At 38.1% G+C, this 14,294-nt stretch carries 6 protein-coding genes; 4 read left to right on the top strand and 2 right to left on the bottom strand.

Going from position 1 to position 14,294, the window contains the following annotated elements; translation table 11 throughout:
- Positions 1-113 precede the first annotated feature (113 nt).
- On the top strand, positions 114-2,924 hold the full coding sequence (locus BLP81_RS07525) for a M16 family metallopeptidase (protein WP_176752699.1): 2,811 nt from the start codon (positions 114-116) through the stop codon (positions 2,922-2,924).
- 82 nt (positions 2,925-3,006) lie between these two features.
- Here BLP81_RS07525 and BLP81_RS07520 read toward each other — a convergent pair whose 3' ends face one another.
- Complete coding sequence (locus tag BLP81_RS07520; RefSeq protein WP_093367836.1) at positions 3,007-4,635, bottom strand: acyl-CoA carboxylase subunit beta; 1,629 nt, start codon at positions 4,633-4,635, stop codon at positions 3,007-3,009.
- A 246-nt stretch (positions 4,636-4,881) separates the two neighbouring features.
- Between BLP81_RS07520 and BLP81_RS07515 the strand changes: the two genes are divergently transcribed.
- Both BLP81_RS07515 and tamL read left to right on the top strand, forming a co-directional pair.
- Positions 4,882-9,894 (top strand): translocation/assembly module TamB domain-containing protein, encoded by a 5,013-nt coding sequence (locus BLP81_RS07515; RefSeq protein WP_245686429.1) that lies wholly within the window; start codon positions 4,882-4,884, stop codon positions 9,892-9,894.
- Complete coding sequence (gene tamL, locus BLP81_RS07510) at positions 9,887-12,160, top strand: translocation and assembly module lipoprotein TamL (RefSeq protein ID WP_093367930.1); 2,274 nt, start codon at positions 9,887-9,889, stop codon at positions 12,158-12,160. The genes BLP81_RS07515 and tamL overlap by 8 nt, the downstream gene beginning before the upstream one ends.
- Positions 12,161-12,202: 42 nt before the next feature.
- Here the strand turns inward: tamL and panB are convergent, their stop codons facing one another.
- Positions 12,203-13,021, bottom strand: coding sequence for a 3-methyl-2-oxobutanoate hydroxymethyltransferase (gene panB, locus BLP81_RS07505; RefSeq protein ID WP_093367834.1), 819 nt, complete (start codon positions 13,019-13,021; stop codon positions 12,203-12,205).
- An 89-nt stretch (positions 13,022-13,110) separates the two neighbouring features.
- On the opposite strand from panB, the gene BLP81_RS07500 reads away from it, so the two are divergent.
- Positions 13,111-14,283 (top strand): GlmU family protein, encoded by a 1,173-nt coding sequence (locus tag BLP81_RS07500; RefSeq protein WP_093367833.1) that lies wholly within the window; start codon positions 13,111-13,113, stop codon positions 14,281-14,283.
- Positions 14,284-14,294 lie beyond the last annotated feature (11 nt).

The following is a 14,294-nucleotide window of genomic DNA, read 5'->3' as shown; positions in this document are numbered from 1 at the left end:
AAACAATAAATGCTTCGATTGAAAGAATCCAAAATTTAACATTGGAAAACTAATTATTTCGTTGAATTTTAGTTTTTAAAGTCTATTTTTGAGATATAACTAAACCCAATATTATGAATTTTTTAAAAAAATCACTGACGCTGCTCCTGATGACAGCTACCTTTGTACTTTCAGCGCAAGAGGTAAATTACTCAGATCCTATCCCAATGGATTCTGATGTTGTAAAAGGTAAACTGGAAAATGGTTTAACCTATTACATTAAGCAAAACGATAAACCAGATGATAAAGTCGATTTGCGATTAGTCATTAATGCTGGCTCTGTTTTGGAAACCGAAAAACAACGTGGCTTAGCGCATTTTATGGAGCACATGTGTTTCAATGGCACAGAAAGATTTCCTAAAAATGAGCTTGTAGATTATCTGCAAAGTATAGGAGTGAAGTTTGGTCAGCATCTTAATGCTTACACCAGTTTCGATGAAACGGTTTATTTCTTGCCTATACCATCAGATGATGATGAAAAACTGAAAAAGGGCTTTGAAATATTAGAAGACTGGGCCTTTAATGCCACGCTTAGCCCGGAGGAGATAGATAAAGAAAGAGGTGTTGTTTTGGAAGAATACAGGCTTGGCTTGGGAGCTAACAAACGAATGATGGCCAACTATATCGATAAATTGATGTATGATTCGAGATACGCTGAACGTTTACCAATCGGCAAGAAAGAAGTTCTTGAGAATTTTGATCACGCTGAACTCATCCAATTTTACGAAGATTGGTACAGACCAGATTTAATGAGTGTGATAGCAGTAGGAGATATTGATGTTGTACAAATTGAAGGAATGATTAAAGAACATTTTTCTAAATATAAGAATCCAAAAAATCCTAAGCCTAGAACAACTTACGGCGTACCAAATCATGAAGAAACCTTTGTAGCTATAGAATCAGACGAAGAAGCACCTTTTTCTCAAGTTGAGGTTTATTATAAAGATTACAAGGAATCAGAGCCAAGTAAAACGATAGGGGATTATAAAAAACAGTTGGAAATTTCTTTGTTTTCAACAATGATTAATAATCGTTTGGACGAAATCAGAAATAGTAATAATCCACCTTTCAATTATGGTTTTTCTTATTATGGGGGTACATGGTCGAGAGATAAAAAAGCTTATCAATCAACCGCTATGGTGGGTGAAGGCAAGCAGCTGGATGCTTTAAAAGTTTTAGTCGAAGAAAATCAGCGTGTTAAGCTTCATGGATTTACTGAAGCTGAACTTGAAAGAGCCAAGACAGAGATGCTGACTAGAATGGAAAGACAATACAAGGAAAGAGATAAAACAGAGTCTGCCAGATACGTTCAACAGCTTCAGAGTCAATTTTTACGTGGAAGCATAATGACTGATATTGAGTGGGATTTTGAAACAACAAAAAAGCTGTTGCCAAAAATTGCTATTGGCGATATAAATGCTCAAATCGATGATTACATCAAAGAAGACAATCGTGTTGTTATATTAACAGGTCCCGAAAAAGAAGGTCTTGAAAAGCCATCCAAAGAAGAGGTCTTAAGTATCATTGATGTTAAATCTCAGGACTTGACACCTTATGAAGATAAAGCTGTTGCTGAAAGTCTTATTAGGAAAACGTTGCCTAAAGGTAAAATTACGGGTACTGAGACTAATGAAAAAACAGATGCTCATACCTTGACTTTATCCAATGGAGCTAAAGTGACTTATAAGAAAACAGATTTTAAAAACGATCAGGTTTTATTTGAGGCCATTAGTTTTGGAGGTTCAAATTTAGTTGATGATGAAACTTATAAAAAAGTACAATGGGCAATGGGTGGTCTTACTGAAGCTGGATTTTCTGGGATGGACAAAAATGACATAAGCAAGTTCATGAGTGGAAAAACGGCAAGTGTTAATCCGTATGTTGGAGCTACAACCGAAGGAATGAGAGGTAGCGCAACCCCAAAAGACTTGGAATACTTAATGCAAATGGTACAGGCGTATTTTACAGATTTAAATTATGATGAAGAGGCTTTTGAAAGTTATAAAACCAAGCAAAATGCCTTTATGTCTAACTTGACATCTATGCCAAATTTCTATTTCCAAGAGCAGTTTTTTACATTTTTAAGTAAAGATAATCCTCGATTCAATGGCATTTTACCAGATTCTGTAGCCTGGGAGCAAACAAGCTATAAGACGGCTTATGAAATCTATAAACAGCGATTTGAAAATGCAGGCGATTTTCATTTTTACTTTGTTGGTAACATCGATGAGGAAGAATTTAAATCCCACGTAGAAAAATACATCGCAGCATTGCCTGGAAGTGAACAATCTGAGGAGGCAAAAGATTTAGGATATAGAATGCTGGCTGGAGATCACAAGAAAGTGGTGAAAAAAGGTAAAGATCCGAAAAGTCAGGTCACTATTTTATTTTACGGAGAAGCAGACTATAGCCCCAAAGAAGCTTTAGCGATGAACGCTGTTGGTGAAGTCCTAACTATCAATCTGATTGAAGAACTCAGAGAAGGCGAGAGTGGAGTATATGGAGCAGGAGCAAACGGTAGCATCAGTAACATTCCTTACGGAAGTTACAACTTCAGTATCAGCTTTCCTTGTGGTCCGGAAAATGCAGAAAAACTCACTGAGTCTGCTTTGGTAGAGTTGAACAAGATAATCGAAAACGGCCCGGATGCTGAAGACTTGAACAAGTTTAAAGAAGCTGAAAAACTAGAGTTTAAGGAAAAATTAAAAGAAAACAGATTTTGGTTACAGCAGTTTACAAGAGCTTATACCTATGATTCATCTTTGGACGAAATTATTGAGTACGATACTAAAATTGAAGGCTTAACCGCTGCAGATATTCAAAATGTAGCCAAGAAATACCTTTCTGAAGACAAAATTATCGGGATGTTAATGCCTGAAGAATAGTCTAAAACTTAGTTAGTATTTTAAATATAAAAGCCTGCAAACTTTAAATTTGCAGGCTTTTTGCTTTGGATAAAAAAGGACTTTAAGTCTGTATTACACCAAGATTAAAATCTTTGGTGATAGGAGCGTGGTTGGCAACCTCAATCCCACTAGAGATCCATTTTCTGGTATCCAATGGTTCTATAACCGCATCTGTCCATAGTCTTGCTGCTGCAAAGTAAGGACTGGTCTGCTCGTCATAATTGTTTTTAATTTTATCGTAAAGTTCTTTTTCTTTCTCTTCCGTAATTTTCTCGCCCTGGGCTTTCAATCTCGACGTTTCTATCGAGAGTAAAACTTTTGCAGCAGAATTTCCACTCATCACGGCCAGCTCTGCACTAGGCCAGGCAAAAATCAATCTTGGATCATAGGCTTTTCCACACATGGCATAATTACCGGCACCATATGAGTTACCTATAATTACGGTGAATTTTGGAACAACAGAGTTACTCACAGCATTCACCATCTTGGCGCCATCTTTTATAATACCTCCGTGTTCACTTTTACTGCCGACCATAAAGCCAGTGACATCCTGGACAAACACCAGAGGTATTTTCTTTTGATTACAGTTGGCGATAAAACGGGTGGCTTTATCGGCAGAGTCGCTATAAATCACGCCACCAAACTGCATTTCACCTTTTTTGGTTTTAACAATTTTACGCTGGTTAGCCACAATACCAACAGCCCAGCCATCGATCCTGGCATAGCCTGTAATAATGGTTTGACCAAAGCCTTTTTTGTATTCTTCAAATTCCGAATCATCAACGAGACGCTCTATGATAGGCATCATATCGTATTGGTCACTTCGCTTAGCCGGAAGTAAGCCGTAAATTTCTTTGGGGTCCAGTTTTGGTTTTACTGGTTTAACACGGTTGAATCCAGCCTTATCAAAATCGCCAATTTTATCTACAATAGCCTTGATTTTGCTTAAAGCATCTTTGTCATCGTCAGCTTTGTAATCGGTTACACCGCTTATTTCGCAGTGGGTAGTGGCTCCGCCAAGGGTTTCATTATCCACATTTTCACCGATGGCAGCCTTTACAAGATAGCTTCCTGCAAGAAAAATACTTCCTGTTTTATCTACAATCATAGCTTCGTCACTCATAATTGGTAAATAGGCTCCACCAGCTACACAACTGCCCATAATGGCAGAAATCTGAGTGATTCCCATGCTACTCATGACCGCATTGTTTCTGAAAATTCTACCGAAATGTTCTTTATCTGGAAAAATTTCATCCTGCATCGGCAAATAAACTCCAGCACTGTCGACAAGATAAATAATAGGAAGTCTGTTTTCAATTGAGATTTCCTGAGCTCTCAGATTCTTCTTACCCGTAATAGGAAACCAGGCTCCCGCTTTTACAGTAGCATCATTGGCTACTACGATGACTTTTTTTCCGGAGACTTTTCCAATTTTCACAACCACGCCACCACCTGGGCAGCCGCCATGATCTTTATACATTCCATCTCCGGCAAAAGCTCCAATTTCTATAGCATCCTTAGCGTCGTCAAGCAGGAAGTCAATCCGTTCTCTGGCCGTCATTTTACCTTTACTGTGGTGTTTTTCAATTTTTTTCTCTCCACCGCCAAGGCTTACTTTAGCAAATCTACTTCTAAGGTCAGAGACTAAAAGTTTATTGTGATCTTCGTTTTTATTGAATTTTATATCCATGAATAAGGCTCTATAAGTTGAGTTGCTAAAATACAAAACCTATCTAATAAACCTTAAACGTTTTCGTTTACTCTTGCTTTATTTTCTTTGAAATTTGACCTTGTCTTCCCGATTTTCGCTTATTTAACTTAATTTAAACGCGATTGCCTGTTTATAATAGTGATGTTATTCTAAATTTGATTTTTATTTTAACTTGTGAACGAAAATCAATCAACTTCCCGGCCATTATATAAAAAGATACTTAGGGTGCTTCTAAGAATCCTTCTGGGTCTTTTTATTTTTTTTATTCTTCTGATACTCTTTATCCGAAGTCCCTGGGGACAGGATATAATTGTAGGTAAGGCTACAGATTATGTCAGTGAAAAAATCGATACCAAATTCAATATTGGTAAGCTATACGTTAGTTTTTCCGGGAATATAACTCTGGAAGACCTTTACCTGGAAGATACCTCTCGGGATACCCTGGTCTACTCCGAGTACTTAGAAGCCAATGTCCCGTTTAGACCTCTTCTTTTCGGTGATGAAATTCAAGTTGATTTTGTTGACTGGCGGGGACTTAAAGCCAATATCTACCGGAAAGACAGTGTACAGGGCTTTAATTTTCAATTTATTATCGACGCCTTTACAGCTGATGCTGGCAACCCATCTCAAACTCAGGACAATTCTGAAAGTTCCTTCAGTGCCTCTCTCGGCAGTCTTTCTTTTACTGAGTTTGATCTTAGCTATTATGATGAAGTCACAGGAATAGATGCAAAACTTAATCTCGGTGGTTTAGAACTTGAGAACGAAATGATTGATCTTGAAAACATGAAGTTTCATCTGTCTGAAGTCAGTTTACAAGAGACCTCTTTTTCTCTGTCTCAGTTGCAAGCGTCGAAATCAATTGAAGAAGAGCAAAAATCTCGCTTACCCTGGATCCTGGTAGATGAACTCAGTGTACAGGATGTGGATATTCACTACAATTCTTCAACCGAAGGCATCGCTTCTGAAGCCTATATAGATGATTTTTCCTTTTCAGATTTGGATGCCAATCTCAACACGCAGGTGGTTGCTTTAGACCAGTGGGTGTGGAAGGACAGTCGCTTAAAGCTGGAAAAGAAATCGGCTTCACCTTCAAAAGAAAAAGCTGCCGAAGTTGCTGATTCGGATGAAGTGTTCACCTGGCCTGAATGGGAGATCAACGTTAATGACATCGCTTTTGAAAATCATCAGATCGAGTTTTACCAAAATGGAAAACGGCCAAGCAAAGGAGAGTTTTCTGCTGAAGCTATTGCGGTGGAGAAGTTTAATTTTAAGATCAAGGACTTGTCTTATTCAAAAAACAAAAGCTTAAACTTTGATCTCAACGACCTTCGATTCAAAGAAGAAAGCGGACTTGTTTTGGAAGAATTCCAAATGCTGACGCGATTGAACTCAGAAGAAACTGCATTGAAAAATCTGAGATTGAAATTTAATAAGAGTTTAATCTTTGCTGATTTGAATCTCAAGTATAACACCATACAGAACCTTATAAATTCGCCCTTGAATTCAACCGCCAATTTTGACGTGAGCAGTTTAAAAATTAATGTGGAGGATTTATATGTGTTCTCTCCGGAGTTAAGAAAGAACAATCAGATCCGGAAATTAGCTCAGCATAACCTAGAAGGGAACTTTAAAGCCTATGGGGATGTCGACACTTTAAATGTCACGCAGTTCAACCTGTATTGGGGTGAAAATACTCAACTGCAGCTCAGCGGGAGTTTGAGTCGATTGACGGAGGTGGAAAAATTAGGTTTTGACTTTAAAAATTTGACTGCCAAAACCATAAAGCAGGATCTTTCTCAATTTATTTCTGAAAGCGATTTAGGAATTTCTATTCCTAAGACCATTGCAGTCAATGGTAGTTTTAGGAAGTCTGCCAGTAATTATTCGTCCAACAGCAAAATCAATAGTTCGCTGGGCGATATTCAATTAAAGGCTTATTACAACTCTACGGACGCGATTAACTATAAGATTGATCTCGATATCAAATCTTTAAAATTGGGAGAGTTACTTCAAAATGAACAGGTTGGCAACTTAAGCATGCAATTGAATTCTGAAGGAAAAGGGAATACAATTTATGAGCTTTCAGGTGAGCTTTCTTCAAAAATCGATAGTATACGCTGGAATGCTTACACCTTTTCCGGGATGGAAATCCAGGGAAACCTGGATGAAGGAACCGGTGATATAAAATTTGACTATGCCGATAAAAATCTAAAATTCGATTTTGTTTCTACGCTTGAATTAGATTCTGTTTCTCCTCAAGTAGATATGAAGTTCAATCTGGAAGGCATAAACACGCAAGAGCTAGGGCTAACCACCAAAGATATAAGGGCTAAAGTGCTGGCAAATATTCAATTTAAAGGCGATGCAAATCGGTATCAACTCGATGCTCAGCTTGAAGACGGTCTGGTAGTGTATGATAATCGTCCATATTATTTAGGAAACTTTGATTTTTCTTCAGAAGTGGATTCTACAAAAACTGTTGCAGAAATTTCAAGTCAGTTTTTGAATGGAAATCTAAAAGCCAATGCAAATATAGAAGGGATTTCCAGGGCGCTCGAAAGCCATTTTAAAAAATACTCAAAGGATTCAGCTTCGCAAAGCCAATCTAAACGGCCTCTTCATTTAGATGCTAATTTAAAATTTATAAATTCTCCCATCTTATCTGAAGTATTTGTTGATGGCATAAGACAGATGGATACACTTCAAGCTTCCTTTCAGTTTGATGAAGAAAAAGCGCTTTTAACTTCTGCTCTAAGCCTCCCGTATTTAAATTATAAAGACAATGAGGTTGAGGGCTTACGTCTGGAGGTTCAGTCTGAAAAGTCCTATATTAAATTTGACTTAGGATTTGATAACATTTATGCTGGCCCTTTGGATGTTGCGAAAACTCAAATTCAGGGAAATTACGAGGATCGTCTTTTAAGTTTGGATTTAGACGCTTATAAGAATGAGAAAGAATTATATAGTTCTTCGGTATCTGTCCAGTTTGAAGATGAGGATCTTTATAGGATAAGTGTTTCTTCTGATCAAGTGATTTTAAATGGTTCTTCCTGGACTATTTCTGAAGAAAATGAGATAGTTTATCAAAATGAAAAGATCAGAACTTCAAATTTCAGTCTCCATAAAAATTCGCAACACATAGCACTTAGGGATGATTTAGACTTTGAAAAAAGGCATCTGGGGGTTACGTTCGATAATTTTGAGTTGTTAAGCCTGTTTAGCTATTTCAACCCAGACGAAAAATTGACTAGTGGTAAACTGAGTGGAAACTTTGTTTTGATAGAGCCCTTTGTTTCCAATGGATTGATCTCAAACCTCAATATAGATGATTTAAAGGTTACAGAAGTTGCTTTGGGGAATTTAGCATTGAAAGCAGTAGCAAAACCAGACGACGATTATGAACTCGATTTAAGCCTCAAGGATGCAGGTGTAGACCTGGCCGTAGACGGGGTTTATCATACCAATCCAGCTGAGTCTGAACTGCACTTGAAAATCGATTTGAATAAACTTGAAATGCAGACTCTGGAAAATTTTGCAACCGAGTATATCAAAAATTCTAAAGGTGATTTACAGGGGGATTTTTCAATAGACGGTTCGCTTGATGATTTAGATTATGACGGTCAATTAACTTTTGAAGACGTTCAGTTCAATTTATTAAGGCTTAACACGTTGTTCAGGCTAAAAGATGAAAACATAAAACTGTCCAAAAACAAACTGAGCTTCGATGATTTTACTGTGGAAGACATAGAAGGTGAATCGTTTACCACTAACGGCTTTATAGACCTGGAAGAAGTAACAAATCCAAAATTCGATTTGTCTTTTAATGCAGAAGATTTTCAGTTGTTAAATTCAAACGCAAAAGATAATGAACTCTACTTCGGTAAATTGATTTTTAGTGCGGATGCAAGCTTAAAAGGAGATTTGGATTTCCCAAAAGTAAGAGGAAACCTAACCATTAACGAAAACACAGATTTAACGTATATAGTTCCGGAGTCTCAAGTAGGCATAGAAGAAATAGATGGTATTGTGGTTTTTGTCAATAAAGAAAATCCGGATGACATTCTTACACAACAAAAAGAAGAAGATGTAAAAGCAGTTTTAACCGGCATCGATTTAAAAACGGACATTAAAATCCAAAAAAAATCAAAGATAAAAGTTGTTTTCAATGAGCGAACCGGTGATAATGTAAAAGTCCAGGGTGGGGGAGATTTTAAATTTTCAATATCCAGAACGGGTAAAATGAAACTTCTGGGTAAGTATGAGGTCACAGACGGGATCGTGGAACTTAACTTTTATGATGTAGTGAAGCGGAAGTTTGACATTGCGCCTTCGAGTTCAATAAGCTGGAGTGGTAATCTTTACAATGCAGATTTAGATTTGAGAGCTATTTACAGAATAGAAACCTCCACAAGTGCCTTGATGGCCACACAAACTGCCGGGGAAAGTTCTGTTATTCAAAACAGATATAAGCAGCAATTACCCTTCCTGGTTTATCTGGATGTGGACGGTGAAATCATGTCTCCAGAGCTTTCCTTTCAACTCGATATGCCAGAAGATAAGCAGGGGGCTATTAACGGAACAGTTTACGGAAGAGTAAACCAGGTAAATCAACAGAAGGATTTACTCAATAAGCAGATTTTTTCATTGCTGGTCTTAAATCGCTTTTATCCGGCCTCTGGAAGTGATGGCAGTCAGGGTGGAGCTGCATCAATGGCCACTGAAAATATAAATCAGGCCTTATCAGATCAACTGAACAGGTTCTCTGATAAATTGACTGGAAATACGGGGATCAATCTTAATTTTGACGTGAACAGTTACACAGACTATCAGGGAAGTACAGCGCAGGACCGAACAGACCTTAACGTGTCTGCACAAAAAAAGTTTTTTGATGATAGGCTTGTGGTTGAGGCAGGAAGTTCTGTAAATGTCCAGGGTGAGCAAAGACAGGAAGAAACACAGCCAGTTATAGGAAACGTTAGTGTAGAATATCTTCTTACGGAAGACGGTCGCTGGAAATTAAAAGGCTTTAGAAAAAGTGAATACGAAAATGTGATAGATGGTCAGGTTTTCGTCAGTGGTATTGCTTTGGTTTTTACGCGCGAGTTCAATAAGTTTAAGGTCCTGTGGGACAAAGCTTTCAGAGAGTCCTTAAAAGAAGGGGCCCTGAAAGTGGAGTCGAATGCTCAAAAAAAATCGGAAGACAAACAAAAATCTGAAAACAATACGGATGGGTAGGCTAGCGAAAACATTATTTTTTATAGTTATTTCAATTTATGCGTTGTCTTCATGTAGCGTTAAAAAATATCTGCCGGAAGATAAAACCCTGTATACTGGAGCAGAATTAAAATTAGAAAGCACTCAGGAGAAAGACCTGGAAAACCTGGAGACAAAACTGAAAACAGCTATTTCCAGGAATACAAATACCAAAATTTTAGGAATGCGGCCTGGACTTTATTTTAACTATAAAGCCAAAAGAGAAAATCCCGGGTTTATCAATAAATTTTTAAATAAACAATTTGGTGAGGACCCTTATTATTTTGAAAGTATAAACGTAGAAGCAGCAGAAGACATTCTAAAAAATCGCTTGCGAAACAGCGGTTATTTTGGCAGTAGTGTTACTTCGATAATTCAAAAAGACACCTCAAATCGTTCAACATCTGTTCTGTACTCTATTGATCTGTCAAAACCTTACCGGCTAGAATCTTATCAGCTGGAAAAAACAGTAGCCGATACTCTTCAGATATACGATGAAATTCAATCTTCACTTCAGTATTCAGATTTAAAAGAAAATAAACGCTTTAATCTTGACTTACTTAAATCTGAGCGTGAGCGAATAGATCAATTTTTGAAAAGGCGAGGTTATTATAATTTCAATTCAGATTTTTTAATTTTCGAAGCCGATACCAACGCCTATGACACCAGAAATTTTGATCTGTATGTGAGGCTGAAAACACAAGTTCCGGAAAAATCTTTAGTCCCTTACATCATTGATGAAGTCTACATTCATCCCAACCGTACGGTAACGGATAGGGAACAGGAGAAGGACACAATGTCTTTTAAGGGTTTAAATTTTATTCAAGCCAAAGCGTTTTTTAAGCCTAAACATTTATACCCTTATGTTCAAATATACCCCGGGGAAACCTACAATCCCAAAGCATCCCAGTTTACCAGTCGGAGACTTTCTTCTATAAGTACCTTTAAGTTTGTGAATATTGATTATGAAGAAAAGGACAGTGTAACAGATGCAAAGGGAAAAAGGCATCTAAAGGCAGACATTTTTCTTTCACCACTGAAGAAGCGTTCCTTGAGACTTGAGCTTCAGGGGGTGACAAAATCCAATAATTTTGCAGGCCCTAATTTAAGTGTTGTTTATTCCAACAGAAATATATTTCGGGGGGGTGAATTATTTCGCTTATCATTAAGCGGAGGCTATGAGCAGCAGTTCTTTGGTAAAACAGACGATCAGGGATTGAGCAGCATACAGTTAGGATTAAACGCATCCCTGTTATTTCCCCGGTTAATTTTTCCAATAGACCTCGATGCGAGTTTTGAATATGCCATTCCTAAAACCAAAGTGAGTTTAGGTCTGGACTATCTCAATAGAACTCAGCTGTATACCTTAAACTCAGTTTCTTCATCTTTTGGGTATTTATGGGAAGGAAACTCTTATGTAACCCATCAGTTAAAACCCATCAATTTAGAATATGTGAAGCTTGGTAATACCTCAGATGAATTTGACCAGATTCTGGAGAATAATCCTTTCCTGAGAAGAAGTTTTGAGCAGCAATTTATCGCTGGACTCACTTATGATTTTACTTACAATGAGATAAAAGACCAAACCACAGGGGAAGGTATTTTCTTTGGTTTTCATTATGATATGGCTGGCAATGGGTTGAATTTGCTGGGTACTAAAAATGAAGAGGGACAAAACGAATTTTTGGGACTCCAATATGCGCACTATATAAAGGCAGATTTGGATGTAACCTATCACTTAAGGCTGGATGAAAAACGGCAGAAATTGGTGGGGAGGATTTTTGCGGGAATGGGAAAACCTTTAGGAACAACAGAATCCTTGCCTTTTGTAAAACAATATTTTTCCGGAGGACCCTATAGCGTCAGGGCTTTCAGAATAAGATCACTTGGTCCCGGAACTTTTTCTCCTGAAGATGGAAGTAACTCCTTTTTCGATCAATCTGGAGATATTAAGCTGGAAGCCAATTTGGAATACAGATTTCCAATTATGGAATACCTGAATGGAGCCGTATTTGCCGATGCAGGGAATGTCTGGTTGATGAATGAAAATCAAGCCACGCCAGGGGGTAAATTCACTTCAAATTTCATCAACGAAATAGGTGCCGGGGTGGGTGTTGGTCTTCGCGTGGATATTCAGGGCTTTGTAATCCGGTTTGATCTGGCAGCACCTATAAAAGAACCTTCTACGTCATGGGATTTTGACGCCACAAGTCCGGTTCTCAATTTTGCTATTGGTTATCCCTTTTAATTTTTATGACGGATCTGCCCTCGCCAAGTTACGCAGGCAGGTTTAATACTGCTCATCTTCTGAGGGGAACTTTTTAGCTTTCACATCTTCATTGTAATGTTGTATGGCATCAGTCATCACTGTGTTTAAATCCGCATAACGTCTTAGAAATCTAGGACTAAATTCTTTATTCATCCCAAGCATATCATGAAGTACAAGTACCTGGCCGTCTACTCCTGCACCAGCACCAATACCAATAACCGGGATTTGGATACTTTTAGCCACCTGCTGGGCCAGCTTTGCCGGAACTTTTTCAAGAACGATAGCAAAACAGCCTATGCGTTCCAGCATTAAAGCATCTTCCTTTAGTTTTTGAGCTTCATATTCTTCTTTAGCCCTAACGGTATAAGTGCCAAATTTATAAATGGATTGGGGAGTTAATCCGAGATGACCCATCACAGGAATTCCAGCTTTCAGAATTCGCTTTATCGAATCTTTTATTTCACTTCCGCCTTCAAGTTTTACAGCGTGTGCACCGCTTTCTTTCATTATTCTAATAGACGACCGCAGCGCTTCCTTAGGGTCGCTTTGATAACTTCCGAAAGGTAAATCCACTACCACTAAGGCTCTTTTGACAGCGCGAATGACTCCGGAAGCATGGTAAATCATTTGATCTAAGGTTATAGGAAGGGTGGTTTCGTGACCGGCCATCACGTTGGAGGCAGAATCGCCAACCAAAATCACATCTATCCCCGCCTGATCAACAATCTGAGCCATCGTAAAGTCATAAGAAGTCAGCATTGAAATCTTTTCTGAATTGGCTTTCATCTCAATTAAAGACTTTACAGTAATTCTTTTGTATTGCTTCTTGGCTACAGACATAATTTTAGTTTTATTTGAATGGCTAAATTACTTAATTTTAAATTCACGCTCAAACGATTTCATAATACGCTATTTAAACACAAAATCTTATGAATATAATTTTATTTGATGATCATTTACGCTCTCAGTTCCTGCCTTTAACCTATACAAGGCCTGTCGCTGAATTGAGGCTTGGGATACTTACCTTAAAGGAAAAATGGGAACACATTGCAAAGGCGTCGGTCTCTTACAAAACGCAGTCTTATTTAGCTGAAAAATATCCCGAGCAGGTTGAGGAAGAAAATATATTCATCAATGCGAGATATCTGGCTTCACAGGAGTTTTGGGAAAACGTAAAAAACTTAAATGACGATGAGGTCTTAAAACAAGAGGCTGTCATTTTAGCATACCGGTTAAAGAAAAATCAGACTCTGGATCTTTCAAAGTTAAAAGTGGTTGAAACAGATTCTAAGGTGGAGTATGTTGAAAGTGCAACAGATTTATTTTCAAAAAATCATAAGGCTATTCAGGATGATTTTTCTTTACTGACAGAGGGAAGGACTTCTCAGCCTATACCGGAAACGGTAACCTGCTTCAATCCAGGGCAGATTTTTATTGAAGAAGGTGCCAAATTATATAACGGTACGCTCAATGCCAGCGAGGGTCCTATTTATATCGGAAAAAAAGCTGAGGTTATGGAGAATTCTGCCATTAGAGGACCTTTCGCACTCTGTGAGCATTCTACTGTAAAAATGGGCGCTAAAATTTACACAGGCACCAGCATTGGTCCCCATTCTAAAGTAGGAGGAGAAGTGAGCAATTCTATGATTTTAGGCTATTCCAATAAGGGGCATGACGGCTTTTTGGGCAATTCCGTCATCGGTGAGTGGTGTAATCTTGGGGCAGATACCAATACTTCCAATCTGAAAAACAATTATGCTAACGTAAAACTTTGGGATTACGATTCTGGCCGGTTTAAAGATACCGGACTTCAGTTTTGTGGTTTAATCATGGGTGATCATTCCAAATGCAGCATCAATATGATGCTCAATACGGGAACGCTAGTAGGGGTAAGCGCCAACATTTTCGGATCTGGTTTTCCACGAAATTTTGTCCCGAGTTTCAGCTGGGGCGGGAGCCAGGGCGTCATTACTTACAAGCTGAATAAAGTTTTTGAAGTGGCTGAACTCGTCATGAAACGCAGGGGTTTAAGTTTGACCAAAACCGATAAAGCGATTCTGGAAAACGTTTTTGAAATGACCTCAAGCTATCGCCGGGACTAAGAATTTAATTT

Source organism: Psychroflexus sediminis, assembly GCF_900099815.1.
Lineage (GTDB): Bacteria > Bacteroidota > Bacteroidia > Flavobacteriales > Flavobacteriaceae > Psychroflexus > Psychroflexus sediminis.
This window is presented reverse-complemented; position numbering and strand designations above follow the sequence as displayed.

Coding starts and splice junctions, on each gene's coding strand:
- BLP81_RS07525 (WP_176752699.1), top strand. CDS start 114: ATGAATTTTTTAAAAAAATCACTGACGCTGCTCCTGATGACAGCTACC.
- BLP81_RS07520 (WP_093367836.1), bottom strand. CDS start 4,635: ATGGATATAAAATTCAATAAAAACGAAGATCACAATAAACTTTTAGTC.
- tamL (WP_093367930.1), top strand. CDS start 9,887: ATGGGTAGGCTAGCGAAAACATTATTTTTTATAGTTATTTCAATTTAT.
- panB (WP_093367834.1), bottom strand. CDS start 13,021: ATGTCTGTAGCCAAGAAGCAATACAAAAGAATTACTGTAAAGTCTTTA.
- BLP81_RS07500 (WP_093367833.1), top strand. CDS start 13,111: ATGAATATAATTTTATTTGATGATCATTTACGCTCTCAGTTCCTGCCT.